Source organism: Mesorhizobium sp. LSHC412B00, assembly GCF_000503035.1.
In the GTDB taxonomy this organism is placed as follows: domain Bacteria; phylum Pseudomonadota; class Alphaproteobacteria; order Rhizobiales; family Rhizobiaceae; genus Mesorhizobium.
Window position 1 is genome coordinate 31,084 of the sequence record NZ_AYWB01000016.1, and the last position, 24,802, is coordinate 55,885.

The 24,802-nt window shown below is 63.2% G+C and carries 32 protein-coding genes; 6 read left to right on the top strand and 26 right to left on the bottom strand.

The window, feature by feature from the left end:
• Window positions 1-439 precede the first annotated feature (439 nt).
• Window positions 440-952, bottom strand: a complete 513-nt coding sequence (locus X757_RS141715; protein WP_023673440.1) for a DinB family protein — start codon at window positions 950-952, stop codon at window positions 440-442.
• Between the two features lie 241 nt (window positions 953-1,193).
• Here X757_RS141715 and bluB point away from each other — a divergent pair, with 241 nt between their 5' ends.
• Entirely contained in the window at window positions 1,194-1,829 is a 636-nt protein-coding gene (gene bluB, locus X757_RS141710) for a 5,6-dimethylbenzimidazole synthase (protein WP_023727327.1), read from the top strand.
• 12 nt (window positions 1,830-1,841) lie between these two features.
• Here bluB and X757_RS1000000168170 read toward each other — a convergent pair whose 3' ends face one another.
• Window positions 1,842-2,003 carry a hypothetical protein gene (locus X757_RS1000000168170; protein WP_023727328.1) on the bottom strand — a complete coding sequence of 54 codons (162 nt, stop codon included), beginning with the start codon at window positions 2,001-2,003 and terminating at the stop codon, window positions 1,842-1,844.
• Window positions 2,004-2,302: 299 nt separating this feature from the next.
• Here X757_RS1000000168170 and ndk point away from each other — a divergent pair, with 299 nt between their 5' ends.
• Window positions 2,303-2,725, top strand: coding sequence for a nucleoside-diphosphate kinase (gene ndk / locus X757_RS141705; RefSeq protein WP_023684731.1), 423 nt, complete (start codon window positions 2,303-2,305; stop codon window positions 2,723-2,725).
• Window positions 2,726-2,792: 67 nt separating this feature from the next.
• On the opposite strand, the gene X757_RS141700 is transcribed toward ndk, so the two are convergent.
• The gene (locus X757_RS141700) at window positions 2,793-3,248 is read right to left on the bottom strand and encodes a MarR family winged helix-turn-helix transcriptional regulator (RefSeq protein WP_023727329.1); all 456 of its coding nucleotides are present in this window, start codon (window positions 3,246-3,248) and stop codon (window positions 2,793-2,795) included.
• Window positions 3,249-3,312: 64 nt separating this feature from the next.
• Between X757_RS141700 and X757_RS141695 the strand changes: the two genes are divergently transcribed.
• A complete protein-coding gene (locus X757_RS141695; protein ID WP_023701902.1) occupies window positions 3,313-3,789 on the top strand; it encodes a cupin domain-containing protein in 477 nt (158 codons plus the stop codon).
• Between the two features lie 3 nt (window positions 3,790-3,792).
• Here X757_RS141695 and X757_RS141690 read toward each other — a convergent pair whose 3' ends face one another.
• The 6 genes from X757_RS141690 to X757_RS141665 form a co-directional block, all read right to left on the bottom strand.
• Window positions 3,793-4,560, bottom strand: a complete 768-nt coding sequence (locus tag X757_RS141690) for a YbaY family lipoprotein (protein WP_023727330.1) — start codon at window positions 4,558-4,560, stop codon at window positions 3,793-3,795.
• 69 nt (window positions 4,561-4,629) lie between these two features.
• Window positions 4,630-5,103, bottom strand: coding sequence for a molybdenum cofactor biosynthesis protein MoaE (locus X757_RS141685; RefSeq protein WP_023673447.1), 474 nt, complete (start codon window positions 5,101-5,103; stop codon window positions 4,630-4,632).
• 4 nt (window positions 5,104-5,107) lie between these two features.
• Window positions 5,108-5,365 (bottom strand): molybdopterin converting factor subunit 1, encoded by a 258-nt coding sequence (gene moaD, locus X757_RS141680; RefSeq protein WP_023673448.1) that lies wholly within the window; start codon window positions 5,363-5,365, stop codon window positions 5,108-5,110.
• 1 nt (window position 5,366) lies between these two features.
• A complete protein-coding gene (gene pgsA / locus X757_RS141675; protein ID WP_023673449.1) occupies window positions 5,367-5,963 on the bottom strand; it encodes a CDP-diacylglycerol--glycerol-3-phosphate 3-phosphatidyltransferase in 597 nt (198 codons plus the stop codon).
• A gap of 170 nt (window positions 5,964-6,133) precedes the next feature.
• Window positions 6,134-8,209, bottom strand: a complete 2,076-nt coding sequence (uvrC, locus tag X757_RS141670; protein WP_023727331.1) for an excinuclease ABC subunit UvrC — start codon at window positions 8,207-8,209, stop codon at window positions 6,134-6,136.
• Window positions 8,206-8,970 (bottom strand): SDR family oxidoreductase, encoded by a 765-nt coding sequence (locus X757_RS141665; RefSeq protein WP_023727332.1) that lies wholly within the window; start codon window positions 8,968-8,970, stop codon window positions 8,206-8,208. The genes uvrC and X757_RS141665 overlap by 4 nt, the downstream gene beginning before the upstream one ends.
• A 411-nt stretch (window positions 8,971-9,381) precedes the next feature.
• Here X757_RS141665 and X757_RS141660 point away from each other — a divergent pair, with 411 nt between their 5' ends.
• Window positions 9,382-10,032, top strand: coding sequence for an outer membrane protein (locus X757_RS141660; RefSeq protein ID WP_023673452.1), 651 nt, complete (start codon window positions 9,382-9,384; stop codon window positions 10,030-10,032).
• A gap of 63 nt (window positions 10,033-10,095) precedes the next feature.
• Here the strand turns inward: X757_RS141660 and X757_RS141655 are convergent, their stop codons facing one another.
• The 3 genes from X757_RS141655 to X757_RS141645 form a co-directional block, all read right to left on the bottom strand.
• Window positions 10,096-10,692, bottom strand: a complete 597-nt coding sequence (locus X757_RS141655) for a glutathione S-transferase family protein (RefSeq protein WP_023689091.1) — start codon at window positions 10,690-10,692, stop codon at window positions 10,096-10,098.
• A 340-nt stretch (window positions 10,693-11,032) separates the two neighbouring features.
• The gene (locus X757_RS141650; RefSeq protein WP_023673454.1) at window positions 11,033-11,422 is read right to left on the bottom strand and encodes a hypothetical protein; all 390 of its coding nucleotides are present in this window, start codon (window positions 11,420-11,422) and stop codon (window positions 11,033-11,035) included.
• Window positions 11,423-12,003: 581 nt separating this feature from the next.
• A complete protein-coding gene (locus X757_RS141645; RefSeq protein ID WP_023727333.1) occupies window positions 12,004-12,531 on the bottom strand; it encodes a DinB family protein in 528 nt (175 codons plus the stop codon).
• 62 nt (window positions 12,532-12,593) lie between these two features.
• Here X757_RS141645 and X757_RS141640 point away from each other — a divergent pair, with 62 nt between their 5' ends.
• A complete protein-coding gene (locus X757_RS141640) occupies window positions 12,594-13,217 on the top strand; it encodes a TetR family transcriptional regulator (protein ID WP_031198064.1) in 624 nt (207 codons plus the stop codon).
• A gap of 96 nt (window positions 13,218-13,313) precedes the next feature.
• On the opposite strand, the gene X757_RS141635 is transcribed toward X757_RS141640, so the two are convergent.
• The 6 genes from X757_RS141635 to X757_RS141615 all read right to left on the bottom strand — a co-directional run bounded on the left by X757_RS141635 (window position 13,314) and on the right by X757_RS141615 (window position 16,591).
• Entirely contained in the window at window positions 13,314-13,760 is a 447-nt protein-coding gene (locus tag X757_RS141635) for a hypothetical protein (RefSeq protein WP_023684720.1), read from the bottom strand.
• A gap of 202 nt (window positions 13,761-13,962) precedes the next feature.
• Window positions 13,963-14,385, bottom strand: a complete 423-nt coding sequence (locus X757_RS141630) for a VOC family protein (RefSeq protein WP_023727335.1) — start codon at window positions 14,383-14,385, stop codon at window positions 13,963-13,965.
• 109 nt (window positions 14,386-14,494) lie between these two features.
• A complete protein-coding gene (locus X757_RS1000000167090) occupies window positions 14,495-14,800 on the bottom strand; it encodes a MarR family winged helix-turn-helix transcriptional regulator (RefSeq protein ID WP_198024429.1) in 306 nt (101 codons plus the stop codon).
• Complete coding sequence (locus X757_RS1000000168650) at window positions 14,752-14,928, bottom strand: hypothetical protein (protein WP_023727337.1); 177 nt, start codon at window positions 14,926-14,928, stop codon at window positions 14,752-14,754. Before X757_RS1000000168650 ends, X757_RS1000000167090 begins: the two co-directional genes overlap by 49 nt.
• Before the next feature lie 192 nt (window positions 14,929-15,120).
• Window positions 15,121-15,969, bottom strand: coding sequence for a 23S rRNA (adenine(2030)-N(6))-methyltransferase RlmJ (locus tag X757_RS141620; RefSeq protein WP_023727338.1), 849 nt, complete (start codon window positions 15,967-15,969; stop codon window positions 15,121-15,123).
• A 7-nt stretch (window positions 15,970-15,976) separates the two neighbouring features.
• Entirely contained in the window at window positions 15,977-16,591 is a 615-nt protein-coding gene (locus tag X757_RS141615; RefSeq protein WP_023684715.1) for a hypothetical protein, read from the bottom strand.
• Between the two features lie 182 nt (window positions 16,592-16,773).
• Here X757_RS141615 and X757_RS141610 point away from each other — a divergent pair, with 182 nt between their 5' ends.
• Complete coding sequence (locus X757_RS141610) at window positions 16,774-17,931, top strand: hypothetical protein (RefSeq protein ID WP_031251533.1); 1,158 nt, start codon at window positions 16,774-16,776, stop codon at window positions 17,929-17,931.
• A 58-nt stretch (window positions 17,932-17,989) separates the two neighbouring features.
• Here the strand turns inward: X757_RS141610 and X757_RS141605 are convergent, their stop codons facing one another.
• From X757_RS141605 to X757_RS141575, 8 genes are all read right to left on the bottom strand, one after another.
• Window positions 17,990-18,283 carry an addiction module antidote protein gene (locus X757_RS141605; protein ID WP_023672747.1) on the bottom strand — a complete coding sequence of 98 codons (294 nt, stop codon included), beginning with the start codon at window positions 18,281-18,283 and terminating at the stop codon, window positions 17,990-17,992.
• Window position 18,284: 1 nt separating this feature from the next.
• Entirely contained in the window at window positions 18,285-18,572 is a 288-nt protein-coding gene (locus tag X757_RS141600; RefSeq protein ID WP_023727340.1) for a type II toxin-antitoxin system RelE/ParE family toxin, read from the bottom strand.
• A 52-nt stretch (window positions 18,573-18,624) separates the two neighbouring features.
• Window positions 18,625-19,629, bottom strand: coding sequence for a Rieske (2Fe-2S) protein (locus X757_RS141595; RefSeq protein ID WP_023727341.1), 1,005 nt, complete (start codon window positions 19,627-19,629; stop codon window positions 18,625-18,627).
• Complete coding sequence (locus X757_RS141590) at window positions 19,626-20,759, bottom strand: GNAT family N-acetyltransferase (protein WP_050593971.1); 1,134 nt, start codon at window positions 20,757-20,759, stop codon at window positions 19,626-19,628. The genes X757_RS141595 and X757_RS141590 overlap by 4 nt, the downstream gene beginning before the upstream one ends.
• Window positions 20,756-22,012: a F390 synthetase-related protein gene (locus X757_RS141585; RefSeq protein WP_023685700.1), complete on the bottom strand. Its 1,257-nt coding sequence runs from the start codon at window positions 22,010-22,012 to the stop codon at window positions 20,756-20,758. The genes X757_RS141590 and X757_RS141585 overlap by 4 nt, the downstream gene beginning before the upstream one ends.
• On the bottom strand, window positions 22,009-22,833 hold the full coding sequence (locus X757_RS06145; protein ID WP_023727343.1) for an MBL fold metallo-hydrolase: 825 nt from the start codon (window positions 22,831-22,833) through the stop codon (window positions 22,009-22,011). Before X757_RS06145 ends, X757_RS141585 begins: the two co-directional genes overlap by 4 nt.
• Window positions 22,830-23,834 carry an NAD(P)-dependent oxidoreductase gene (locus tag X757_RS141580; RefSeq protein ID WP_031251537.1) on the bottom strand — a complete coding sequence of 335 codons (1,005 nt, stop codon included), beginning with the start codon at window positions 23,832-23,834 and terminating at the stop codon, window positions 22,830-22,832. The genes X757_RS06145 and X757_RS141580 overlap by 4 nt, the downstream gene beginning before the upstream one ends.
• Entirely contained in the window at window positions 23,831-24,772 is a 942-nt protein-coding gene (locus tag X757_RS141575; RefSeq protein WP_245275105.1) for a 3-oxoacyl-[acyl-carrier-protein] synthase III C-terminal domain-containing protein, read from the bottom strand. The genes X757_RS141580 and X757_RS141575 overlap by 4 nt, the downstream gene beginning before the upstream one ends.
• Window positions 24,773-24,802: the final 30 nt, after the last annotated feature.

The window sequence follows — 24,802 nt, forward strand, 5'->3', positions numbered from 1 at the left end:
CCTTGTTGCCGTTCTGCTTTGTGCATTGCAACATGCCAGCAAACCAAAGCAGACATATGCTTATGCACTCACAGCTACGCACGAGTCTTCCTTATAGTTTCTTTATTTTTTCCAAGAATAAGGATTGTAGTTCTCAAGGCGTACACTGGTCTGCTAAAAAAAAATATGTTTTTGCTTCAATATTTAAACTTTGTTTAATTCTCTAAACAGAAATTCCACCGGAGTTGGAGCGGGTTGTGGCTGCGGCGGCCTGGAGCCGAAGGCCCACAAAAGGCGGGCCACCGACAGCCCAGCCACCTGGCCCCGTCACCGGGCAGCGTTGTGCCGACAGGGTCCTCAAAACCCGGCTTGGATCCAGAGCTGGTGCCGGGCATCGACGGTCGCGCAAATGCACCGGTTAACGCTCCCGTGCGTTTAAACGGGAAGCGCGGTCAGGAGATCAGGCGTAGGCGCGGCCTTCGTCGGTGCGTTGGAAAAACGCCAGGTCGAGCTGCACCGAAGGCCGGCCGAGAATGGTCAGGATGGTATGCGCCTGGCCGCGGTGATGGGTCTGGTGGTTGAAGACGTGTCCCAGCGCCGGCGCCAGCCGCTGCGAGACGGTGCGCATGTCGGAAACGGTCATGTAGGAGAAGCGGCCGGACAAAGCCTTTTCGGTCAAACCGCCGACCCAGTCGACGATCCGCCTGTCCTCGGCCTCACGCGCCAGCTTCAAGCCAGGCAACGCGCGGTGCAGGATGGCGTCGAGTTTTGCCGGCGCGTCGCCCTCGCCGGTGAAGCGTTTCATCCAGATGCGGTCGGTGGCCAGCAGATGGTTGAGCGTTCCCATCATCGAGCCGAAAAATGCGCCGACATCGCGGTTGAACTCTTCTTCGTCAAGTGCGGCGACGGCATCGTAGATGCGGCCATTGGCCCATTGATTGTAGGCCGCGAACATCATGAAATGCTGTTTCATCTTTTTCCCGCCGACGAGTTCCGCTTCAGCCGCACGCGCCTAATTAGACCGCGAGGACGCAGCCGCCAATGACCATTCTGTTCCATGAACTCGTCGGACGAGACGCGACCCGTCCGTTCAACCGGCATTGCTGAAAGGAGGCGGCGGCAGCAGCTTAGGGAATAGGCAGTAGGCAATAGGGTCCGAGCGCTGTACTGCCTACTGCCTACTGCCTACTGCCCACACAAATCTCCTGATCGCCATGCCACCACCCCCCGATTTCACCGATGATTTTCGCGCCGGGCTGGTCACGCTGCTGCGCTGGCGCCGGGATGTGCGGCGCTTCGAGCGGACGGCTTTGCCCGAGGGTACGCTGGAGCGGCTGCTGGAGCTTGCCAGCATCGCGCCGTCCGTCGGTCTCAGCCAGCCGTGGCGCTTCGTGGTGGTCGAGAGCGCCGAGCGGCGGGGCGCGGTGAGAGACTGTTTCGAGCGGTGCAATGCCGAAGCTCTTGAATGCTTTTCAGGCGAGCGCGCCGCTCTCTATGCCCGGCTGAAGCTCGCCGGTCTCAATGAAGCGCCCTGCCAGTTCGCGGTTTTCGCCGACCGCACGACGCAACAGGGCCATGGGCTCGGCCGCATGTCCATGCCGGCGACCATCGACTATTCGGCCGTCATGGCGGTGCACACACTGTGGCTGGCGGCGCGGGCGGAAGGCATCGGCATGGGCTGGGTGTCGATCCTCGACGCCGCCGAGATGGCCGTAATCCTGGACACCCCGCCTGAGTGGACGCTGATCGGCTATTTCTGCCTCGGCTATCCCAGCGAGGAGCATGAGATGCCGACGCTGGAGCGCGAGGGCTGGGAGCGCCGGCGGCCGCCGGTAGTGATCAGGCGGTAGTGATACTGACAGTCACTTCGCGCCGTCTTTGCCGACCAGCTTCACGCAGATCGGGTCGCCCTTCGGCATCGGCGTGCATTGCCATTCGGGGCCGAAGCCGAAGTTCGTATCTGTGCGGCGACCCAGAAAGAGCAGCAGAACAAGGCCCACGGCAGCAAAAATGCCGATAATCAATAGGCTCCCTTTTATGTCGCCCGGCCTGGGGTGGTGGTAGGCCAGCGCGTCCCGTCAAACATGGTCCGATGTCTTTCCGTTCCGCTGATTTCCCTTCGAAACCGTGCGTGCCTGCGCAATCGCCATTTTCCCGCAAAGCCTTGCCTTTGACCAGGGCGTTGCGAACAGCCATGCGGGCGGTCGCGGCCGAATAACGCTGCCGGGGCGCGTCCCCTTGGCAATGGGCCGGGCGGCTTGTATAGAGCCCGCCACTCCACATTCCGATCTCAAGACTTTCATCTCAAGACAAGGACGACCCCATGGCGCTCGAACGCACCTTTTCCATGATCAAGCCGGACGCGACCCGGCGCAATCTTACCGGCGCCATCACCAGGATGCTGGAAGAGGCCGGCCTGCGCGTCGTCGCCTCACGTCGCGTGTGGATGAGCCGCCGCGAGGCCGAAGGCTTCTATGCCGTGCACAAGGATCGTCCGTTCTTTGGCGAACTGGTGGAATTCATGTCGTCGGCGCCGACCATCGTGCAGGTGCTGGAAGGCGAAAACGCCATTGCCAGGAACCGCGAAGTGATGGGCGCGACCAATCCAGCCAACGCCGCCGAAGGAACCATCCGCAAAGTCCACGCGCTGTCGATCGGCGAGAATTCCGTGCACGGCTCCGACGCGCCGGAAACCGCTGCTGAAGAGATCAAGTACTGGTTCTCGGACACCGAGATCGTCGGCTGAGCCGATAGACAGGTTTGACTATGAAAGCCGGGGCAAAACCCCGGCTTTTTGTTTTTGGCCCGCTCCCTTAGCGGATCAGCGGCGTGTCCCAGAGGTCGCCGAGCAGCGTTTTCAGCTCGGTGAAGCGCTTCTGCCCAAGCTCCTGCGCCCATTCCCGCTCGACGTCGAGCAGGATGTCGGCCATCTTCTGGTATGCGGCGCGCCCGCGATCGGTGAAGTGGACGACGGTCCCGCCGCTCTCATCGGGCGCCGCCGAGCGAGTGATATAACCCATCGCTTCCAGCGTCTTCAGCAGTTGATTCATGGCCTGCTTGCTCATCGCGGCGCGCTCGGCGAGCGCGCTCGGCCGAAGGCCATCCGGGCCGGGATATTGGATCACCGCCATATGCGGCGGGCTGAGGTCCTCGAAACCCGACGCCCTGAGATCCCTGATCAGCTTGCGGTGAATGGCCATGGCCGGAACGCGCAGCAGTGCACCGATCAGCGGTGGCTTCTTTGGCGGTTCTTCCGCGGATAATGGCATTGACACTCTGGTAAATTGAGTTTACTCATTTCGGTAAATTCAATTTACCACGTGGGAGGATGAAATGCTAGACAGAGCTAGCCAGATCAGCGTCAATCCGGCCGACGAGACAATCAGCCATGGCGGCCTTGCCGTGCGCTTCCTGCTTACCGGCGACCAGTCGAACGGCAGCATCGCCGCCTTCGAACTGACGGTCGCCGGCTCGCAGCGCCTGCCCGCCCCGGCGCACAGCCACGATCACTATGAAGAGACGATGTACGGGATCGAAGGCGTGCTGACGCTGACCGTCGACGGACACCGGCACGATATCGGGCCTAGGCAGGCGCTGTGCATTCCGCGCGGCGCGGTCCATCGCTTCGACAACGACACCGCCGCGACCGCCAAGGTGCTGTGCGTGGTGACACCGGCGGCGATCGGCCCGGAATATTTTCGCGAGGCCTTCGCCATCTTCAGCACTGGCGGCCCGCCAGACCGCACCAGGCTGATGGACCTGATGCGCCGGTTCGGCCTGACGCCGGCGCCCCCGCCGCCGCAGTCTTGATTCTTAGCTCGCTGCGTTGAAGCGCAAGATATCGTGGCCGTCCTTGTCGGCGATGATCAGCTTGCCGCCATCGACACGGTATGACGCCGCCTTGGCGAGCGCCTCGAACAGCGCCTTTTCCTCGGCCATGATCTCCGGCGCGCAGGCCTTGTAGGTCGAGCCGATGTCGCTGATGACGATGGTCTCGCCATCGACCTTGGCGGTGGCGAAATAGGCGTTGCACGGGCCGCTGCCGCCCGCCTTGCCGGCTTCGCTGACCCGGAACGTCGCCTGCGGCTCCGAAATCACGCCGATACCGTCGATATATTCGACTAGCCAGCTCTGGCCGAACAGCGAGGCCGAGGTCGGCTTGTCGCTCGGCGCCACCATTTTCAGCACAATGGCCTGCGGCGCCTCGCTGAGCGGATCGACCTGATAGCGCGAGTCCGTGACGAACAGCAGCTTGTCGTCGGCGATGATGCGCGCCTGCAGCGCATAGGTCATGTTGGGCCGGATCACCGTTGGATCGAAGCTGATCTCGAACTTGATCGGCACCTGGCCGGCCGGCGCTACCTTGCGCTCGCCGACAATGGCGGCCGGCGCATCGGCCAGCGATACATCGGCAAGTTGAACCGACAGCACGGCGTTGGGCGGCAGCGCGATGCGCTCGCGATACATCACCTCGCCCTTCAGGGTTTTCTCGGCGGCGACGGAAGGCTCGGGAACGGCCAGAACGCCGATAACCAGCGGCACAAAACCGAAGACGAAGAATTCGGCGATCCTGTCCAGCATGCCCTTGCTCCCTTTTTGCCGATGCGATTTGGCCAAGGGAATGCGGTCAATACATGGCTGCGCCGAGATTTATTCGGGCCGCGCCTTCCAGCGCGCCGCAGCCTGGTCGTCGGCGTCCTTGGCCTCGACCCAGCCGCCATCGGTGCCGTCCACGCGGTGCTCCTTCTTCCAGAAGGGTGCACGCGATTTCAGGAAATCCATCAGGAAATTGGCCGCTTCGAACGCCGCCTGCCGGTGCGAGGACGCCGCCACCACCAGCACGATGTTTTCGCCCGGTGCGATCTTGCCGTGGCGATGGATGACGGTCAGGCCTTGCAACGGCCAGCGCTGAAGCGCCTCGCCGGCGATCCGGCTGATTTCGGCCTCGGCCATGCCTGGATAGTGCTCGAGTTCCAGCGCCGACAGCTGGCCCTGCTCGTCGCGGCAAAGTCCTGAGAAGGACACCACGGCGCCGATGTCGGCGCGACCCCCGGTCAGTTTCGCGATCTCGGCGGCAACGTCGAAATCGTCGCGCTGGATGCGCACCGTCGGCGCGCCGGACATGGTGTCAGCCCCCGGTCATCGGCGGAAACAGCGCGATCTCGCGCGCGCCGGCTATCTTCTCGCGATGCTCGACATGTTCCTGGTTGATGGCGACGCGGATCACATCAGGATATTGCAGCGCGTGCTCATATTCCTCGCCACGCGATTTCAGCCAGCGCAGGAGGTCGGCCACCGTCTCGATACCGGCGGGCAGTTCGACATCCTCTTCCGGCTTGCCGATCCGTTCGCGCACCCAGGCGAAATAAATGAGCCGGGTGATCATCTCACTCGTCCATGATGTGCTTGAGGCCGGCGCGGAAATAGTCGTAGCCGGTGTAGAGCGTGACGAGGGCTGCGATCCACAGCAGCACCAGTCCGGTCTGCGTGGTCAGAGGGAAGATCTTGTCGCCGGCAGGCCCAGCCAGCAGGAAGGCGATGGCGACCATCTGGATGGCGGTCTTCCATTTGGCGAGCTGCGTCACCGGCACCGAGACTTTCAATGCCGCCAAATATTCGCGCAGCCCCGAAACCAGGATTTCGCGGCACAGGATGATGATTGCCGCCCACAACGACCAGCCTGCGATGCCGGCATGGCGGTCGGTGTCGGCGGCGAGCAGCAGCAGGCAGGTGGCGACCAGCAGTTTATCGGCGATCGGATCCAGCATCTTGCCGATGTTGGACGTCTGCTGCCAGGCGCGCGCCAGATAGCCGTCGAGATAGTCGGTGATCGAAGCCAGCAGGAAGATGATCAACGCCGACCAGCGGGCGAAGTCGCTCGATTTCAGATGCCCCTCGAGAAAAAAGCACAGCACCACCAGCGGCACCGCGACGATGCGGGCATAGGTAAGCATGTTAGGCAGGTTGAACGCGCGCTTGGCCATATCTCAGGGACTCTTTCTGCCTGCGTACTCAAATCAGAACCGGATGTAGGGGGTCAACAGGCGAGATTCGATTGGCCAGACGAAAATAGCGCGCGATTGCCGGGATTCGAGTGGCCTGCGAGAAAAGAACGGCTGCTGCCATTTGATCGGGACAGCGGCGTCACCGGCGCTCAGCTCTCATGGAAATGATTGTAGACGAGCTTGGCGACCTGCTCTGAAATACCGTCGACCTTGACCAGATCCTCGACTGCCGCGCGGCTGACCGCCTTCGCAGTGCCGAAGGCCAGCAGCAGCGCGCGCTTGCGGCCGGGACCGATGCCGGCGATCTCGTCGAGCGGGCTCTTGACCAATTCCTTCTTGCGCCGCGCGCGGTGCGAACCGATGGCGAAGCGATGCACCTCGTCGCGCAGCCGCTGGACGAAATAGAGCACGGGATCGCGGACGGGCAGCGAAAACGAGTCCCTGCCTCTGACGAAGAAACGCTCGCGGCCGGCATCGCGGTCCTGGCCCTTGGCGATGCCGATGGCCGCCACGCGATCCTCGATGCCGAGGTCGGCGAGGATCTTGCGCACCGCGCTCATCTGGCCCTGGCCGCCATCGATCAGGATGACGTCCGGCCAGGCCGGGAAGCTGCCGGAGATGTCTTCCTCGATGTCGTCGCCTGCTCCACCGGCTGCCGCGTCGTCGGGAACGACATCGCCATGTTCCTTCAGCAGCCGCGAAAAGCGCCGTTCCATCACCTCGCGCATCATGCCGAAATCGTCACCGGGCGTGATCTCGGTCGAGCGGATGTTGAATTTGCGGTACTGGTTCTTCACAAACCCTTCCGGCCCGGCGACGACCATGGCGCCAACGGCGTTGGTGCCCATAATGTGCGAATTGTCGTAGACCTCGATGCGCACCGGCGGCTTCGGCAGGCCGAAGGTCTCGGCAAAGCCGGCGAGCAGCCGGCCTTGCGTGGAGGTTTCGGCCAGGCGGCGGCCGAGCGCCTCGCGGGCATTCTGCAGCGCGTTGTCGGTCAAATCCTTCTTCTCGCCGCGGTGCGGCACCGAGATCGACACTTTACGGCCGGCGCGGGTGGACAGCGCTTCGGCCAACAGTTCCTGATCCTGGACGCCTCGCGACAGAAGGATGTTCCGTGGCGTCGGCTTGTCGTCATAGAACTGCGCCAGGAACGAGCCCAGCACTTCCGCCCCCTCCAGTGCCGGATCGGCCTTGGGGAAATAGGCGCGGTTGCCCCAGTTCTGGCCGGTGCGGAAGAAAAACACCTGGATACAGACCTGGCCGCCCTCCTGATGGATGGCAAAGACATCGGCCTCGTCGACCGTGGCCGGGTTGATGCCCTGATGGCTCTGCACATGGGACAGTGCAGCCAACCGGTCGCGATAAATGGCGGCGCGCTCGAAATCGAGCTCCTGCGAGGCCTGCTGCATGGCGGCAGAGATTTCGGTCTTCACCTTCTGGCTGCGGCCCGACAGAAAATCCTTCGCCTCGCTGACCAGCTCGGCATAGTCGCTATGCGAGATCTCCCCGGTACATGGACCGGCACAGCGCTTGATCTGGTAGAGCAGGCACGGCCGGGTGCGGTTTTCGTAAAAGGAGTTGGTGCAGCTCCTGAGCAGGAAGGCGCGCTGCAGCGAATTGATGGTGCGCCCGACCGCGCCGGCCGACGCAAAAGGTCCGAAATAGTCCCCCTTGCGCGAGCGCGCACCGCGATGCTTGTAGATGCCGGGCGAGACGTGATCGCCGGTCAACAGGATGTAAGGGAACGACTTGTCGTCCCGCATCAGCACATTGAAACGCGGCCGCAAGCGCTTGATGAGATTGGCCTCGAGCAGCAGCGCTTCGATTTCGGTGCGGGTGACGACGAACTCCATCGTCGATGTCTCGCGCACCATGCGGCCGATGCGGGCGGTGTGGAACCGGCCTTGCGCGTAGTTGGTCACCCGCTTCTTCAGGCTGCGCGCCTTGCCGACATAAAGCACGTCGCCGGCAGCGTTCATCATGCGGTAGACGCCGGGCGCATTGGGCAGCCGCTTGACCAATGTCTGGATGACCTCGGCGCCGACCATGCCGTCGGCGTCGCCGGCATGCGGCGCCCAGTCTATCGCTGTGAAGGCGACATCGGGCCCGGTGGCCTCGGGCTCGACGATCTCCTCGACCGCTTCATCCTGAAGGTTGATCTCGGGCGGCATATCGTCGGCGGCGCCGGCGCGCGTCTTGTGTTTCTGGTCTGCGGGACTCATTCCACCATGCCTGTCACATCCGGCGTCTGCCATGCAAGATGCTGGCCGCCGTCAAGCGCGATCATCTGGCCGGTCACCGAGCGCGCATCCCAGAGATAGCGGATGGTGGCGCCGAATTCGGCCAATTGCGGGCCGCGCTCCAGAATCAGGCCATCGACCTGCTTCTGGAAATCATGATCTTCCTGGCGCGTATTCTTCAGCGTCGGACCGGGACCGATGGCGTTGACGCGGATGCGCGGACCGAGCGCCTGTGCCAGCATTTCGGTCTGCGTCCACAAGGCCGACTTCGACAGCGCATAGGAGAAATAGCGCGGCGTCGGCCGCCAGACGCGCTGGTCGATGATGTTGACGATCAGCCCCTCCTGCCCTGGCGGCAAGGCGCGGGCGAAGTTTTGCGCCAACAGCGCCGGCGTCTTCACATGGATGGCGAAGTGAAGGTCCCATGCCGCCCAGTCGAAGTCCTCGACGCTATCGTCGACGAACAGCGACGCATTGTTGACAAGAAGCGTGACCGGGCCGAGCGCTGCCGCGGCGCGGCCGACGAGATCGCCAACCGCATCCATGTCGGTCAGATCGGCGGCTACCGCGCCGGCGCGGCCGCCTCCGTCCCTGATGTTCGCAGCCAGCGCGTCGGCCTCGGCGGTCGAGCGGTTGGCGTGGATGGCGACGGCAAAACCGTGCGCGGCCAGATCCTCGACGATCGCCTTGCCGATCCGCTTCCCCCCGCCCGTCACCAGCGCCGTTCCGGCGGCTTCGATCATCTGTCAATCCTCAATCTGCGCCTCAATTCGGCTGGCGGCACATTGTGACGCGTCCAGGGGTTAAATGCCGTTTCCACCTGGGGCAGGAATGTGGCGAAACGGCTTTTTCGCCGCCGGCACCGCCCCGGATTCGGGTCGGCAGGACCGCAATATAGGACGCTGAACCCGTTGCACCAAGCCGAGTGCAGTGCAGCATCGCCTGCGTACTGACATTTCGCTGTTGCGAAGATGCAACGTCAAGCTTCGGCCTCATTCGTGCCGGGGAATGACCCATTTTCAGGTTCGCTGCCGCCGCATTTTGACACGACATTCGGAACCGTTGAGTGCCAGATCCGTTTCACCCCCCGGACGGGTTGATGGCGCTCAGGACAAACAGGCCTACGTGTCTTGTGGCTTAAGGAGTAAACAACAATGCAAACCAATCTCAAATTCGCGCCGCTCGCGGTTGCGCTCGGGCTCTTCGCCCTCAGCGGTACCGCTTTTGCTGCCGATGTCGTCTCGGAAGAGCCCCCGGCGCCGGCCCCGATCGCCGAGCTCCCCGTCGCTTCCTGGGCCGGCCCGTATGCCGGTCTCAGCGCCGGCTACGGCTTCAGCGGTCATGCCAAAGTCCAGGACGGCGGCCCCGACATCAAGACCAAGGGCTTTGTCGGCGGCGTTTTCGGCGGCTACCAGTGGCAGCAGGAAAACTTCGTGTACGGTGCTGAAGCCGATCTCGGCTACAATGGCGTCAAGGGTGACAGCGGCGGCGTCAATTCCAAGGGCGGCTTCGAAGGCTCTCTGCGCGCCCGTCTGGGTTACGCCGTGACCCCGGAAATCCTGCTCTACGGCACCGGCGGCGGCGCCCTGAAGAACCAGAAGGTCTCGGTCCCCGGCGACAGCGACAGCAACACCATGCTCGGCTGGACGGCCGGCGTCGGCACCGACATCAAGATCACCGACAATGTGTTCGGCCGTGTCGAGTACCGCTACACCGACTTCGGTTCCAAGAGCTTCGACAGTGTCGGCACCAAGGTCAAAGAGAGCGACAACCGCGTCACCTTCGGCGTCGGTATGAAGTTCTAACTGTCGTTCAAGCCACGACACAAGAAAGCCGGGCCTCGCGCCCGGCTTTTTTTGTTTCGCCCGTCAGGCCGGCACAGCCACCTTCAGCCCTGGAAACTTCTCATCGAAACGCGCTGCCCAGCGGGTCAGGCGGCCGCGGCCCTTTTCCCATTTGCCGGCGAAGCGCAGAGAGAGGTAGCCGAGGCAGGCACGCAACGCCAGCTGGCCAAGCGTGATCTTCTTCGGCAGCTTCGGCGGATTGGCGTTGAGGAAATCGAGTGCGGCGGTGATCTTGGTCCACTGGCGATCGAGCCAGGGTTGATAGACCATCTCCTCCGGACGCGTGCGCCGCTCATAGACCATCGACAGCGCGCAGTCGCATATGCCGTCGGCCAGCGCCTCCAGCACTTCGGCCTCGAGGCGCTTGTCGGCATTGCGCGGCAACAACAGGCTCTTCGAAGCGCGGTTGAGATGCTGAGTGATCGCGCGGCTGTCGTGGATCGAGCGGCCGTCGTCGAGCACCAGCACCGGAATCTTGCCGAGAGGATTGGCTGACATCAGTTCAGCAGGCTTGTCCTCGGTCTTGACCGGCACCAGCTCGACGGCAATGCCGGCATGGAGTGCTGCCATGCGCACCTTGGAACTGTAGGGGGATGAGGACGCGTAGAGCAGCTTCGGCATGATCGGTTCCCTGTTTTCGGACGGCCAGTGCATGTCGCTCAAAAATGCGATTCCGGTCTTGAGAACGACGCGCGTAAAGCAAAGGTCTAGAGCGTGTCGCCTGAACCCCATCGAATGCGACCGCCTTAGTGTTGGCCGATCTTCCCTGAGGGAGCAACTGCCAGAAGGGCAAAACCAGGCGGCCAATCCGCCGACAATGAAATCGCCATGCATGTCTCACAGAAGTGGCGTCAATTTCGAGAGAACGACATGCATCAAAACAAGACCTAAATCACAACAAAAAAGCTCCCGGGAATCTGCCAGTCGGCAAAGTTCCCGGGAGCTTTGAGATGGACCGCTGTTACTTCTTCTTGGCGGCTGGCTTCTTGGCCGGTGCAGCCTTCTTCACAGCTGCCGTCGACTTGGCGGCGGCGGCCTTCATCGGAGCCTTGGCGGCGGGTTTTGCCGCTGCCTTGGCTGCCGGCTTCTTGGCGGCGGGCTTGGCTGCTGCCTTCGCAGCAGGCTTCGCCACAGCCTTGGCGGCCGGCTTCTTGGCGGCGGGTTTCGCTGCTGCCTTGGCGGCGGGTTTTGCTACTGCCTTAGCTGCCGGCTTTGCCGCTGCCTTGGCGGCCGGCTTTGCCGCTGCCTTCGGTGCTGCCTTCTTTACTGCTGCAGGTTTCGCGGCAGCTTTCGGTGCCGCTTTCTTTGCCGGCGCTTTCGCCGCCGGCGCCTTCGTCGTGGTCTTTGCCATGCGATGCCCCTTGCGTTTGTGCCGATGGCCGTGAGTGACCCGGCGAGCTAATGCATATCTGACTCGTGCGTATCTAGCCAGCGAAGCATTACATAGAATTTCACAGATTAAGTTTCGGTTACGCTGAGAGCATGATCGCAATGATCGGCACAGAAATCGGCAAGAAATCTTCCCGCTTCGCAGCGAACTGTTGCGAGAGAAATCTCTGATATCGCGACTCACACGTTCTTCTCGTCAAGCTCACATTCTCTTGCAACGCCGTCGATCTCACGCGGTCATCGGCGGCCTATCGGATGGCAACAATCATCGCACCGCAGAGGCTGATCTTGCTTCATCCCCACGGTTGCAGGAACAGCACTAAACTAAACGCGAGCTTTTTAATCGTATATCGAAAGTGGTTGGATGGAAGCCAGGAAAGACAGTACTTGAAGGGACAGCCTGTTGTGTTGGACGTTTCCCAGACGAGAAGGGAGATCGCCAGCTTCGGCGCAAGAGATGCCCACCGGAAATGGGAAACGAAAGATCGGGGAATCCTCCTCCCGGGAAGCCGCGGTCCCTTGGAAGCCAAGGGGTGCGGGCCCCTAAGCGCCAACCCGTTCGCGCACCTGCAGCCGGCGCGAAGGCTCGGCGTGGTGGAGGTGGACGGCAAACGTATCCCACGGCGGCGCAATGCCGATCTGCATCAGGATCCGCCCGATCTCGCCGCGGTGATAGCCGCCATGCGTGACGACATGTGTCAGCATTTCCTGGCGTGACATCATCGCCCTGTCGCCGTCGGTGAAGGTGAAAGGCACAGGCTCTGACATGAGCTTTGGCGAGACGGCTTCGATATAGTCGAGATACCAACGATCCATCGCAGCGACATCAGCGCTCAATTCATCGAGTGCCGGTGTGTCCTCGGTGTTGTCGGACGCATAGCCATGACGCGTACCGGAAAGATGCGCGGCGAATATCTTCGATACGACAAGGTTGTGGTTGATGAGACGGGTCGCCGTGTGGCGCTGATCGATATGCTCCTGCTGGTCGAGGCCCGCAAGCTTCTCCAGCAATTCACCATTCGCCCAGGTTTGATAAACGTAGAGGCTGCGGAGCAAATCCAGCGCGTCCATGGTCTATATCCTTTGCAAAAAATGTGAGTATGATATCTATATTCTTGGCTGCTGGAGCAGACATGTCTACTCGCATTGCAAAGCCGCGCTCACGCATGCGCAAGCAGCCGCGCCAGGCGCGTTCGAGAGCGACGGTCGAGGCGCTCATCGAAGCCGGTGCTCATGTTCTGAGCGCGCTCGGCTGGGCCGGCTTCACCACCAACAAGGTGGCCGATGCGGCCGGCGTCAGCATCGGCTCGCTCTATCAATATTTTCCCGACAAGCTGTCGCTGGTCGAAGCAATTCGCCGGCGACATTTCGATCAGGTGCTGTCGGTGATCGCCGAATCAGCAGAAGGCGACAAGCCGCTCAAGCGATTCGCGCAGGAGCTGGTGCGCGGCATGATCGATGCGCACAGCATCCATCCGACGCTGCATCAGGTGCTGCTCGACGAGGCGCCGGGCGATCGCGGCTCACGCGCCGCCCATGCCTCGTTCCAGTCGCGCTATCTTGATCACTACACGGCGGCGGTGGCGCAATATCGCAGGCGCAGAAAGGACAATGAGACCGTGGCCCGGGTGCTGTCCTCAGCGGTCGAGGGCGTCATCCACAATGCCGCGCGGCGAGACATGCTCGACGCGCCGGAGCTGCAGAAGCAGTTGGTCGAGCTGATCTGCGCTTACGTGTCTGGTGGGAAGGCGGTGTGAGGCAGCGGCAGCAGTTCGGAGATTGGCGAAACCGGAGCGACATCAGATCTCCCCCTTGCGGGAGATGGCAGGTTCAACGGCGGTTCTTATCCGACCTTAGCGCAGGACGCGGCAGCGGCCGTTGTAGACCATCCAGCGGTCGAAGCCCGAGACGCAGAATTCGACATTGTCGCCGATCGAGGCAAAACCCTGGCCTTCCTCGATCAAGTACCAGATGGTGCGGGCGCGGCCATCGGAAAAGCTGACGGTGGCGCCGCAATAGCGGCGGCCGATCGGCCATTCTTCGCTGGCCGGGAGATAGCGATGCTGGTGGATGCGCTGGAAATCTGTGATCGAAACATCCGGCAGATGCGGCACGTGATGCACCTGGTAGGAGAAGCGGCTGGAGATCTTGCTTAGCACCCAGGCCTCGCCGCAAACGCCGCTGTCCTCGTCGGAATAGACGGAAAGGTCGGCGGCCTGTGCTGGCTGGCCGAGGGGTGCGGCCAGCGGCGTGCAAAGCGAAATCAGGGCAGCAAGAGCGGATTTGGCAAAGCGAGTCATGGCAGCCTCTCAAAGGTCGACTGCGCCCACTTTGCGGATTCGGCGGCGCGCGGTCAAGCGGTCGCGCTGCCGATGGTTTCCCGCTCCGCAACCGGTTTCTTCGGTGCGAAGCTGCGAAACCACGTCCTGACCTTTGAAAAAGCTCGCCTTGCCCATTAGGAAAAGCGGCCTGCCCATGGCCGGCGGGCCGCCGAAACCCGGTTCAGCCTTGCTTGGCGTCGCCCTGCGGTATGGCGGCCGGGTCCATCCACATCGCTTCCCAGACGTGGCCGTCAGGATCGGCCAGGCGACGATTGTACATGAAGCCATAATCCTGCTGGGCGTTGATGTCGGCGGCGCCGCCATTTTTAGCCGCCGCCTCATTCATCGCATCGACCGCCGCGCGGCTGTCGCAGGACACGGCCAGCATGACCTCGCTCGAGGTGGCCGGTGGGATGGGGCGATCGGTGAACTGACGCCATTTGGCATGGGTGAGCAGCATGACGTTGATCGTTTCGCTCAGCACCATGCAGGCTGCGGTGTCGTCGGTGAAGTGCGGGTTGTTGTCGAAACCGAGAGCTTTGTAGAAGGCCATCGACGCAGCGAGGTCGGCGACGGGCAAGTTGACGAAGATCATACGGGGCATAGGGTCTCCTTGACAGTACACAGTTGAAACCGGACCGGCGTTGCGCCGGACCATCCTCCGATGCCTTCTCTCAACGCACCGGTTTTGCTTTGCCGCGCAGCCTCTCGGTCTACGCCTTCTGCATCGCTTCGACCTCTTCGATGAAGCCGAGCAAAAACTGCATCTCGGCCACCGTGTATTTCTCCAGCAATGCGGCGCCTGCCTCGAAGATCGGATGGTAGCAGCGCCGGACGAGTTCCTCGGTGCCCGCCGCGACCATGACCTTGCGCCTGTCATCGGGATCCGGCTGGCGGCTGACGAAGCCGCGCTTTTCCAGCCGGTCAATCAACGTCGTAACCGCCGCCGGCGTGAGATTTGTCTCCCTCGCTACGACGTTTGCCGGCCGCGGGCCGTGACTGATCGCGCCGAGACACAGCGGCGCTCGGCAGCGCTCAGCACATAGATTTCGGCGACGGTCCCATCGAACGTTTCGACGGCATCCTGCCAGCGCGACATCGCGAAGCCTATCGCGTTGACCAGTTCCTCTTCTGTCGATCTTGGCATTCGATTCGAAATCTAATAATTAGATATCTATCTCTCTGATTCTGGGATTAGCGTCAACGCCGAGCCGATTAGATGTGCATCTCCATGGTTTCGGTTCGTTGAACACAGCTGAGCATTCGCGGATGGCGCCACCGTCAAAACCTCTAGCGACTTTGTGTCTTTGCCGCGGGCGTCGCCCGCTGCGAAGCGTCGCTACTCCCCGGCCAGCCATTCCAGCGACCAGTGCGCCGGCTTTTCGACCGCCAGCAATCTGTGCAGGACCGGCAGCACGATGCGCAGTTCGCGCTCCAGCGTGAAGGGCGGGTTGACCACCACCATGCCGCTGCCGTCGAGGCTTGGTTCACGCGATGCCGGCCGGATCTCGAACTCGATGTCGAGCAATTTTGGGACGCCGGATTGCTTGAGCGCCTTGCGGAAGGCGATGATCGCTTTGCGATCCTTGATCGGATACCACAGCGCGTAGATGCCACCCGGCCAGCGCCTGTGCGCTTTCTGCATGCCGTCGACCAGGCGGTCGAATTCGCCGGCTTCCTCGAACGGCGGATCGATCAGCACCAGGCCGCGCTTTTCCTTTGGCGGCAGATGCGCGCCAAGCGCCAGCCAGCCGTCGAGTTCGATCACCCTTGTCTGGAAATCGCCGGCAAACAGCGTCTTCAGCCTGGCGGCATCTGCGCCGTGCAGTTCGATCGCCGACAACCGGTCCTGCTTTCGCATGAGGTGCCTGGCGATCAATGGCGAGCCCGGATATTTCTTCACCCCGCCATCGGGATTGAGCGAACGCACCGCTTCAAGATAGGGGGCAAGCAGCGCAGCCGCCGATTTTTCGATCGGGGCGTTGATGAGGCGGCCGATGCCGCCTTGCCATTCGCCGGTCTTTTGCGCTTCCGCCGACGAAAGATCGTAGCGGCCAATGCCGGCATGAGTGTCGACGACACGGAACGCCTTGTCCTTCTGCTTCAGATAGTCGAGCAGAAGGCTGAGCACGACATGCTTGACGACATCGGCGAAATTGCCGGCGTGATAGGCGTGACGGTAGTTCATGCCGCGCTCATGTCGAGGAGCCTCTGCCCCAACGCGGCGGTGGCGGCTTCGAGTTCGGGTTCTCCGGCCGGCGACCGCCGAAAGCCAGAGTAAGCAGGAAGCCGATCAGGCCGACGGCCATCAGCCCATAGCCAACCGGCCGTGCGCGTTGATCGATCTCACCGGCGCCGGAGCGCAGTATCAGATCCACTGCGCGTATCGGGATATCGTCGGCGTCGCCCGGGCCGGCGGTGAAGAGATAGGCGCCGGGACTGACGGTTTCGATCACGCCGGCCTCGTCGCGAAAGATCTTGTCGGGCAGTTGCGGGCTGACCTGGCGCGGATTGTCGGCGTGGTTGAATTGCAGCGTCGAGGCAAGCACCGTGCGCCCGGCTGTGGCGGCAGTCAGCGTCAGCACGGTGCGCTGCTGCGAGACAATGCGCTCGGCCTTTGCCGTCAGGTCGACCAGCACTCTGACCGGCGCGTCGCCAGCTTTCAGCGTCACCGTCACAGGCCTAAACCGTCCCTGGTCGTAGACGCGCCAGGTGCCGATCTCGTGGCCGGAGAAATTGCTCATGGCCCAGGGATACACGAAGCCAATGGCGGCGCCGGCAAGCAGTATCAGGACAAACAGAAAGCGCATTGAGGAGATCCGGGTGTTCGACAGATTGCCAATAACGCCCTGAAGGCCAAAAAGCGATGGCTGACGCAGCGGAGCCACCTTTGTGGAGTCCGTTGGCGGCACGCAAGCCATGTGGCACTTATGGCGAATGAAGCCTTCCGCAGAAGCATTGACTCGTCTTTTCCAACCGATGCCGGTGGCTCATGCCCAATAGCACCGTGCTGATCACCGGTGCCCGCGCGCCGGTGGCGCTGCACCTGGCGCGGCTGCTGCATGGCGCCGGTTGCCGGGTGATCCTGGCCGACAGCCCGGCCCGGCCGATCGCCGCAGCGAGCACGGCCTGCGCCGCCTACAATCGCCTGCCGCCGCCGCGCTTTGCCGCCGACGCCTATGCCAAGGCGGTGGAAGCGCTTGTCCGCGCGGAAGGCATCGAACTCGTTATCCCGACCTGCGAGGAAGTCTTTTATCTCGGTCGTCTCTGGCAGCACCGCGCCATGCCGGCCCGCCTCTTCGCACCCGAGATGGCGATGCTCGCCCGCGTTCACGACAAGCATGCCTTCATCCGGCTGGCGCAGAGCCTTGGGCTCGACGTGCCGGAAACGATACTGCTGCAAAGCGAGGCCGATCTCGACGGCGTTCGTGGCCAATCGCGCGAGCTGGTGTTCAAACCTTTGTGGTCACGTTTTGCCCGTGACGTACTGCTGCGGCCATCGCCGGACGAACTCGACGCCGTCCGCCCCTCGCCCGCCGCTCCTTGGGTGGCGCAGCGCTACATCGCCGGTGAAGAGATCAGCGCCTATGCGGTGGCGATCGAGGGTGAACTCAAAGCGCTGGCGCTCTACCGTTCGCTCTATCGCGCCGGCAAGGGCGCCGGCATCTGTTTCGAGCCGGTCGAGGATATCGCGGCGCGGCGCTTCGTCGAAACCTTCGTCGCCGGCGCCGGCTGGACCGGCCAGATATCCTTCGACCTGATGCGCGAGAATAACGGCACGGTGCTGCCACTGGAGTGCAATCCGCGCGCCGTGAGCGGCCTGCACTTCTTTCGCGATCCGCGGCGCTTCGCCGACGCGGTCCTGGAGGATGGCGCCGAGGTGAAGCCCGACGTGACGGCGCCGCAGACGGTGAGGCTTGCGATGTGGATCTACGGGATGCCGGCGGCACTGCGCTCCGGTGGTCTCGGCAGCTTTCGCCAGGCGATGCACGATGCCGATGAGCTGCTCGACTGGCCGGGCGACCCCGCGCCGAAGCGGGCGCAGTGGCGCACGCTGGCCGAGATCGCCGGCACAGCACTGCGCCAGCGCATCAGCCTTCAGGCTGCGTCGACGCGCGATGTCGAGTGGAATGGGCCGGAGCAGGACTAGTCGAGTTGAAGCGGAACTTCCCGTTTTCAGCTGAGTGCGTAAGTCCTGCTAAGGTTGCCTAAACGGGATTAACTGGCTTTGCGGACAATTGCAGGCCAAGCGCCTTGGTTACGCCCAGCAATGTACTGAGGCGCGGATCGCCCTTTTCGCTCAGCGCCTTGTAGAGTGCCTCTCGGGTCACGCCGGCGTCCTTCGCTATGCTTGTCATGCCGCGGGCGCGCGCGACAATGCCGAGGGCGTGCGCAATATAAGTCGCGTCCCCGGTCTCGAACGCATCAGCGAGCAGTTCGGCTTGAGACTCAGCATCATCAAGATATTCGGCGGCGTCGAATGGTGTGGTTCTGAGGGTCATATCAAACTTCCTTTGCCATTTTCCTGGCTTTTCCGATGTCCCTGTCCTGCGAGCCTTTGTCACCGCCGCAGAGCAGGATAATGACCGTGTTGCCGCGCCGGACGAAGTACACGCGGTATCCCGGACCGTAATCTACGCGCAATTCTCCTATGCCATCGAAGAACTTGGCGTCTCCCGCCAGCCCAGCCTGAACGCGGACAATCCGTTGGGTGATCTTCTTTACGGCGCGAATGTCCGTGAGCCCTCTGAGCCATTTTCGGAATTCGTCAGTGGATCGAACTTCGATCATCCGTGAACTATAATTTACAGCAGAACTGGAATCAAGTGCCGTGAACTTTAGATTACAGCTCGATTTGGTGCACCCGCGGCTCTGCCGCCGCCGGTGGCATCTTGCCGTCGATGATCGCCGCTATGTCGCGGCGCAGGAAATCCAGCGGGCCGATCGCCGGCTGAACCTGCGGCGATATACGGGCGTTGTCGCTGGCCGATTTCAGCACACGGCGATCCTGCTGCAGGGCAAAGGCAAAGAGCGGCCGGAAAGCAAGCGCCTTGAGTTCGCCGAACAGGCCCTGTCGCGGGCCGATCAGCCAGCCGACGCCTTCGACGGTCCGTTCGTCCGCCTGACGCAAATGGAAAGTGGTCGCCAGCGCCAAGCCGCCCTTGCCCCAATATTCGAGTTCGACGATGCCGGGATGGCGGTAGCGGCCGATGGTCCTGGCGCGCTCGCCTTCCAGCAGCCGGCTGACCAGCCCCTGTTGGCGGTCCTCGCCGGTGTAGCAGCTTTCGACCCAGCCCTTGCCGCCGGTCACCTCGACGCGCACGAGATGGCGCTTTGCGGTCAGGCCGCGCAGCACACCCTTGTGGGTGAAGTGGGTGTGAGTGGCGTCGAGAATGTTCTCGGCGGCGTCGAGCACCGTCGATCGCGCCGAGCTTCGCACCCGCTTGATGACGACATCGTTGCCTTGCATGCAATGGAGATAGGGCTCGCCCTCAGGCGTGCCTGCCGAGACGAAGACGACGCCGTCGCGCTCGATCGCGCTGTAGCGGCGGACACGGTAATGCGGGACGTCGCCGACATGGCCGGGAATGGCGGTGCAGCGCCCTTCCCCATTGTAGCGCCAGCCATGATAGGGACATTCGATCTCGCCACCGACGACCTTGCCGGTCGAGAGTTCGACCAGGCGGTGAGCGCAGCGGTCGAAGAGGGCTGCAATCCCCTGCGCCGAGCGGAACAGCACCAGTGGCGCGCCGTCGAACAGGATGCGCTTCGGCTTGGCTTTGATATCGGCAGACCGCATCNCCGCCTGCCAATAGTCTTTGTCTTTCTGCTGCCGGGTGTCGCTCAAAGTTCAAATCTCCTGAGCAGGGGAATGCCGATCTTCGCGAGCACAAATTCCATGATCCGCACCGCCATGCGTTGGCGGCGCGGCAGATGGGCAGCATAGACGGCGTTGTATTCCACCGTCGCCACGGCGCCGCGCAAGCGTTTGAAGGCGGCGGCACCGGCGCTCATGTTGAAGAACAGGCTGTGCGCCATCGCATGATCCTGCGCCAGCGCCATCATCATGCGGTAAAGGCCTTCGCTCACCCGGAGGCCGGTGTCGTAGCCGACGATGGGCTGCGTCAATGTCCTGCCGTTCTGAGACAAAGCGGCGACGGCGACCAGTTCACCGCCGGGACGACGCAGGCCTGCCAGTTGCAGGATGCCGCGACGGTGCGTCTCGCCGATATAGCGGGCCGTGTAGTGCGGGTTGAGCGGCGTGTATTTGTCGAGATAGAGCATCCGGTAGAGCGCTTCGGCGCGCGCATAGTCGGCCTCGGTGAAGTCGCCATTGCCGACCTGCTCGAAAGGCGTCGTGGGCAGCCGCTTGCGGTCGCGCTTCATGTCGTTGGTCATGGCCGAACCGTCGCCTGCGAAGATGTAGATCTGCCGCGCCGCCAGCATTCGAAAACCCTCCGCCTTCAGCGCTGCGATTGTCGAGGGATCGGCGATCTCGTTCAGGGAGCGGATGAGAACAGCGCGATCGGGAAAACGCGCGGTGAGATCGTCGCGCATCGCCGCGACCGCGTTGCGATCGAGCAGCGGCACCGGATTGGTCGAATAGAGCCAGTTGTTGACCTGAACCTGATGGTCGAGGCCGCTCATCCTGACCAGCGGCGCGCACAGGCCGATCAGCATCCGCATCGTTTTTTGCAGCAAGGGCGAGGAGACGAAATTGCGGGTCTCGTCGATGGCATAGTCGATATAGGCGCTGGACGGGCAGCAGATGTAGCAGTTCGGCGCTTCGCTTCTGTCGTTCAGCGTCAGCGGAAAGGAGCGGCCGGCGATCTCGAAGGTTTCGACAGCCACTGTCAGATTGCGCACGAGGTCGCGCACCGGCACCTCGTTGAATAGCTGAACGAAGGCTTCGACCTCACGCGGGTTGTTTTCAACCTGGTCCAGTTGAGCGACTGGCAATGCGGCAGGCCGATTCACGTCCTCATCCCCAGTCGGCATTCTACACGGCGCAGTTTACGGCTGGTCTCCAGCGGCAGGCTCTTGCGCAGGAGGCTGACTCTCACCGTCGCCTGGCGCGCGGCCAGTAGCGTTCGCACGGCTGCATGCGCGGCAGTGGCGGCTTCGTCGGCGAGCTCGGGCGCAAGGCTAAGTTCGATGACGTCGGCAGCGGTCTGGACCAGGCGGAAATCGTCGATGCGCCGGTCGGCCTTGAGCACCGCATTGCGTAGTATGTCGGGCGTGACGAGGAGCTGCCCGTGCGGCGAGGCGAGCCGGAAAGCGTCGTCCATGCGGCCGACGATCTCGTCCAGCGTGCGCAGCGGCGAGCCGCAGCGGCATGGCTTTTCGGACAGCCGCAGCAGATCGTTCATCCGGTAGCGCGCCATGATCTGGGTCCGGCGGCGAAAGGCGGTGATCAGCGGCATGACCAGGCCGTCGCCGGCCGGTTCGAACTCGAAGAACACCGAATCCTCGGCCAGATGCAGCCCGCCCTGGGGGCAGGTGACGGCGAACAGCCCTTCCGTCGCCATGTAGATCTGGTCGAGCTGACGACCAAAGAATGCCTGGATGACCGGCCGGTCAACCGGGTCGAGCGTTTCGGCGGCGCTGAAGACACGCTGCGGCTTGAGCCTAAAGCCCTCGGCCGCGAAGTGCCGCAGCATCTTCGGCGGCGCGATGATCACCGTCGGCGCGAAACCTTCGAGAGCGCCGCGCCAGCTCTCCGGACCGCGCGTCAGATCGAAGAAGCGCAGGTCGATACGCCGCGATTTGCGCGCGCTATCGTAGAGCCCGGTGTTTTGCGGCAGGATCACCGCAACGCGCTGCCGGCGCCAGAGCAGATCGGGCACTGCTTTGGCCAGGATGGTGCCCAGCCAGCGGTATTTTTCCGCTTCGGAAATGATGAACAGGCCACGATTGCCCGACGTGCCGGTGCTGGCGCCGACTGTCAGTTCACCAATGCGGCCATCGCCTGCCTGCGCCTTCCAGGCCTCGGCGGCCGAGACGCCGCGGATGTTGAAACGCTCGAAATTGCCCATCAGCGTCGCCTTGTCGGTCACCGGCAGATCGCCGAGATGACGCGGCGTCTTGCCGTAGAACGGCGCGCGCGGCAGGTCGCGGTCGAGAAAGCGGCGCAAGGCATGACCTTGCCAGCGTTCGAAATTCTCACGGCTCTTGCGCGAGAGCCATTGCGTCAACACAAACGAACGGGCCGCTTCCGTCGGCCCGTTCATGCGCTCTCTCCGGCAAGATCGTAGGCCGTCACCGCCGGATCATGACAAAGAACAACCTCGCCGCCGGTCGCCAGAAACCGGCGCAACATTACGCTGGTCGGCTCGATCGCGGCGGCATCCTCGGCCAGCAGGGTTGCCGGCAGACCGGGAGTTCGGTTTTCGACAAGGGCCGCGAACAACCATTGCGCGTCGACGGCGTAGAGCAGCGGCCGCTCCAGATTTGGGAACGAAAGGCCGAACTGGCCATCGGCATGGCCGGGCAGATCGACTGCGATGACGCTGCCGTCGCCGAACAGATCGGCGCCGCCTGGCACGCCGCCGCGAGGTTCGATCCGCCGCTTCGACGACAGCCCGTCGAGCCGGCTCTCGAAATCGGGCGGGAACAGTTCCTTGAAGACGCCATGGCGCAGATTCTGCCGGGAAGTCTTGGCCTTCGCCCGCGCCCAGGCGGTGTCATTGGCGATAAGCCGAGCGTTGGGAAACAGCGACAGGCCCGACATGTGGTCGGCATGGAAATGCGTGACAATGACGGTGCGCACATCCTGCAAAGACAGGCCGAAGCGCGCCAGTACCGCGAGCGGCTGCTCGGCTTCGTTGAGCTGGGGCCGGAGGATCGCACTGTAAAGACGCAGCGCCGTGCTGCGCTCGCTGCCTTGTGTCACATGCGGCGTGTAGCCGGTATCGATCAGTACGGGGCCGGCCTGCGGATGCATGATCAGGCCGTAGCGGACACGTAGCCTGACCTTCGCCCAGCTGCCGCCGCGCAGGATCAGGCGCTCGGCTGCGCTGACAGAGGCGCTGTTGGCGAAGACGATCTTCACGCAGCCTCCCTGCTTTCCGTCGCCTTGCCGAATGTGCGATCGAGCCCTTCCTCGAACGACACTTTCGGCGCCCAGCCGAGGATGCGGCCTGCCTTGGAAAGATCGAGGCTCTGCGCATAGGCGAACAGGCCAAGACCGTAGCGCGTCACCGGCGGTTCCGGGCGGCCGGGCAATATATTCGCTACCGTCTCCGCTATCCCGGCCGCCAGCATGGCGGGCCAGAGCGGCATTCTGCGCCAGCGCGGCTGCACGCCGGCGCGGGCGCAGGCCGCCTCGGCAATGCGGCGGACCGGCACCACTTCGCCGCCGGAGACGTTGAATATCTGTCCCTCGGCAGCGCTGCCGGCGGAGAGCGCGGCAAGCACGGCATCGACGACATCCTCTACATAAGTGAGATCGATGCGCGCCTTGCCGTCGCGAAACAGCGGCAGCGGGCGCTGCCGTGCCACCTGCAGCAGGCGCGGCAGCAGCGTGCGGTCGCCGGGACCGTAGAGGCCGCGCGGCCGCAGCACCACCGGGCTGATCTCAGGCGCCGCCAGCACGATCTCCTCGGCCTGCCGCTTGGTGCGGGCATAGTGGTTGACCGGAGGGGGCAAGGCCGCATTCTCGGAAACTCCGAGCTGGTCGCGATAGGCGAAACAGACCGTCGGGCTGGAGATATGGACGAAGCGGCGCACGCCTTGCCCGCGCGCGAAATCGCTGAGGTTGCGGGTAGCTGTGACATTTGCCGTCTGGAAATCCGCCAACCTGCCGAAGGGCGCGGAAAGTGCCGCGCAGTGGATGATCGCATCGACGCCGTCGAGAGCGCGCGCGGCAGCTGCATCGAATGGTTGAGACAAATCGAGCCGAACGACCCGATGACCAGCGGCTTCGAGCGCCGCGCAGCGTTTGGCGTCCCTGCCAAGACCCAGCGCCGGTGTGCCCACTGCCCCCAGCCGCGCCATGATATGCGCGCCGAGGAAGCCGCTGGCGCCGGTGACGAGGACGCGTCCCACGGTCATGCTTCCAGCGCCATGCCGCCGAACGACACGCCGGCCGAGGTGCCGAGGAACAGCACCTTGGCGCCCGGCCCAATGCGTTGTTCGCGGCGTGCGACATCGAGCGCAAACGGGATGGAAGCGGCGATCTGATTGCCGTAGCGCGCCGCGATGTCGACGAGCTTTTCCCTGGCGAAGCCGGTCTGGCGCGCCATGTGGGCGAGCGCCAAAGGGCTCGCCTGATGCGGCACGACGAGGTCAACATCGTCGTGCCGCCAGCCGGCGCGATCGAGCAACTCCGCTACAAAGCCGTTGAAATGGCGTGACGTGACGCGAAACAGTTCCTTACCCTCCATGTGGAACAGGCTGTGGCGGGCAAATTCCTCAGGCTCACGATGAAAGTCGAACCGGGTGCCGCCGGAGCCGATGCTGCAGGCCTCATAGGCGGAAGGGTAGGTGCGCATCAGGTTGGCCGCGACTCGACCCTCGGCAGGGGCTGCCTGTTGCAGCACGGCGGCCGCCGCGCCATCGCCGAAGAGGGCAGCAATTTCCGGCTGGTCCCGCCACGGCAGCGCGCGCGAGGCGATTTCAGACGAGAACACCAGCGCCGTCCGGCATTGCCCGGCCTCGATCAGGCGCGACGCGGTCTCGAAGGCTGTGAGGAAGCCGAGGCAGGTGCTGTTGACGTCGAAAGCGGCCGCCGACCCATCGGCAAGGCCGAGGCGCTGCATGACCAGCGGCGCCGTCGACGGCAACGGCTGGTAAGGCACGCCGCAACCGCCGATGACCAGATCGACACTGCCTGTCTCAAGTTCGGCATCGGCAAGCGCCAGACGGGCTGCGGCACAAGCAAGGTCGACCTGCGATTCGGCGTCGCAGACATAGCGTTCGATGACGCCGGTCGCGGCCTCGAAATGTCCATCGCCAAACCCCAGCCGCGCATCGAGGGCGCGCGACGTCACGCATCGAGCCGGCACGGCCCGCCCGGTTCC

Coding starts and splice junctions, on each gene's coding strand:
- X757_RS141580 (WP_031251537.1), bottom strand. CDS start 23,834: ATGACCGTGGGACGCGTCCTCGTCACCGGCGCCAGCGGCTTCCTCGGC.
- X757_RS141620 (WP_023727338.1), bottom strand. CDS start 15,969: ATGAACTACCGTCACGCCTATCACGCCGGCAATTTCGCCGATGTCGTC.
- X757_RS141715 (WP_023673440.1), bottom strand. CDS start 952: ATGAAACAGCATTTCATGATGTTCGCGGCCTACAATCAATGGGCCAAT.
- X757_RS141650 (WP_023673454.1), bottom strand. CDS start 11,422: ATGGCAAAGACCACGACGAAGGCGCCGGCGGCGAAAGCGCCGGCAAAG.
- uvrC (WP_023727331.1), bottom strand. CDS start 8,209: ATGAGTCCCGCAGACCAGAAACACAAGACGCGCGCCGGCGCCGCCGAC.
- bluB (WP_023727327.1), top strand. CDS start 1,194: ATGCCACCACCCCCCGATTTCACCGATGATTTTCGCGCCGGGCTGGTC.
- ndk (WP_023684731.1), top strand. CDS start 2,303: ATGGCGCTCGAACGCACCTTTTCCATGATCAAGCCGGACGCGACCCGG.
- pgsA (WP_023673449.1), bottom strand. CDS start 5,963: ATGGCCAAGCGCGCGTTCAACCTGCCTAACATGCTTACCTATGCCCGC.
- X757_RS141655 (WP_023689091.1), bottom strand. CDS start 10,692: ATGCCGAAGCTGCTCTACGCGTCCTCATCCCCCTACAGTTCCAAGGTG.
- X757_RS141640 (WP_031198064.1), top strand. CDS start 12,594: ATGTCTACTCGCATTGCAAAGCCGCGCTCACGCATGCGCAAGCAGCCG.
- X757_RS141660 (WP_023673452.1), top strand. CDS start 9,382: ATGCAAACCAATCTCAAATTCGCGCCGCTCGCGGTTGCGCTCGGGCTC.
- X757_RS141600 (WP_023727340.1), bottom strand. CDS start 18,572: ATGATCGAAGTTCGATCCACTGACGAATTCCGAAAATGGCTCAGAGGG.
- X757_RS141700 (WP_023727329.1), bottom strand. CDS start 3,248: ATGCCATTATCCGCGGAAGAACCGCCAAAGAAGCCACCGCTGATCGGT.
- moaD (WP_023673448.1), bottom strand. CDS start 5,365: ATGATCACCCGGCTCATTTATTTCGCCTGGGTGCGCGAACGGATCGGC.
- X757_RS141605 (WP_023672747.1), bottom strand. CDS start 18,283: ATGACCCTCAGAACCACACCATTCGACGCCGCCGAATATCTTGATGAT.
- X757_RS141695 (WP_023701902.1), top strand. CDS start 3,313: ATGCTAGACAGAGCTAGCCAGATCAGCGTCAATCCGGCCGACGAGACA.
- X757_RS1000000168650 (WP_023727337.1), bottom strand. CDS start 14,928: ATGCCAAGATCGACAGAAGAGGAACTGGTCAACGCGATAGGCTTCGCG.
- X757_RS141690 (WP_023727330.1), bottom strand. CDS start 4,560: ATGCTGGACAGGATCGCCGAATTCTTCGTCTTCGGTTTTGTGCCGCTG.
- X757_RS141645 (WP_023727333.1), bottom strand. CDS start 12,531: ATGGACGCGCTGGATTTGCTCCGCAGCCTCTACGTTTATCAAACCTGG.
- X757_RS141610 (WP_031251533.1), top strand. CDS start 16,774: ATGCCCAATAGCACCGTGCTGATCACCGGTGCCCGCGCGCCGGTGGCG.
- X757_RS141685 (WP_023673447.1), bottom strand. CDS start 5,103: ATGTCCGGCGCGCCGACGGTGCGCATCCAGCGCGACGATTTCGACGTT.
- X757_RS141615 (WP_023684715.1), bottom strand. CDS start 16,591: ATGCGCTTTCTGTTTGTCCTGATACTGCTTGCCGGCGCCGCCATTGGC.
- X757_RS141630 (WP_023727335.1), bottom strand. CDS start 14,385: ATGCCCCGTATGATCTTCGTCAACTTGCCCGTCGCCGACCTCGCTGCG.
- X757_RS141665 (WP_023727332.1), bottom strand. CDS start 8,970: ATGATCGAAGCCGCCGGAACGGCGCTGGTGACGGGCGGGGGGAAGCGG.
- X757_RS141635 (WP_023684720.1), bottom strand. CDS start 13,760: ATGACTCGCTTTGCCAAATCCGCTCTTGCTGCCCTGATTTCGCTTTGC.
- X757_RS141585 (WP_023685700.1), bottom strand. CDS start 22,012: ATGAACGGGCCGACGGAAGCGGCCCGTTCGTTTGTGTTGACGCAATGG.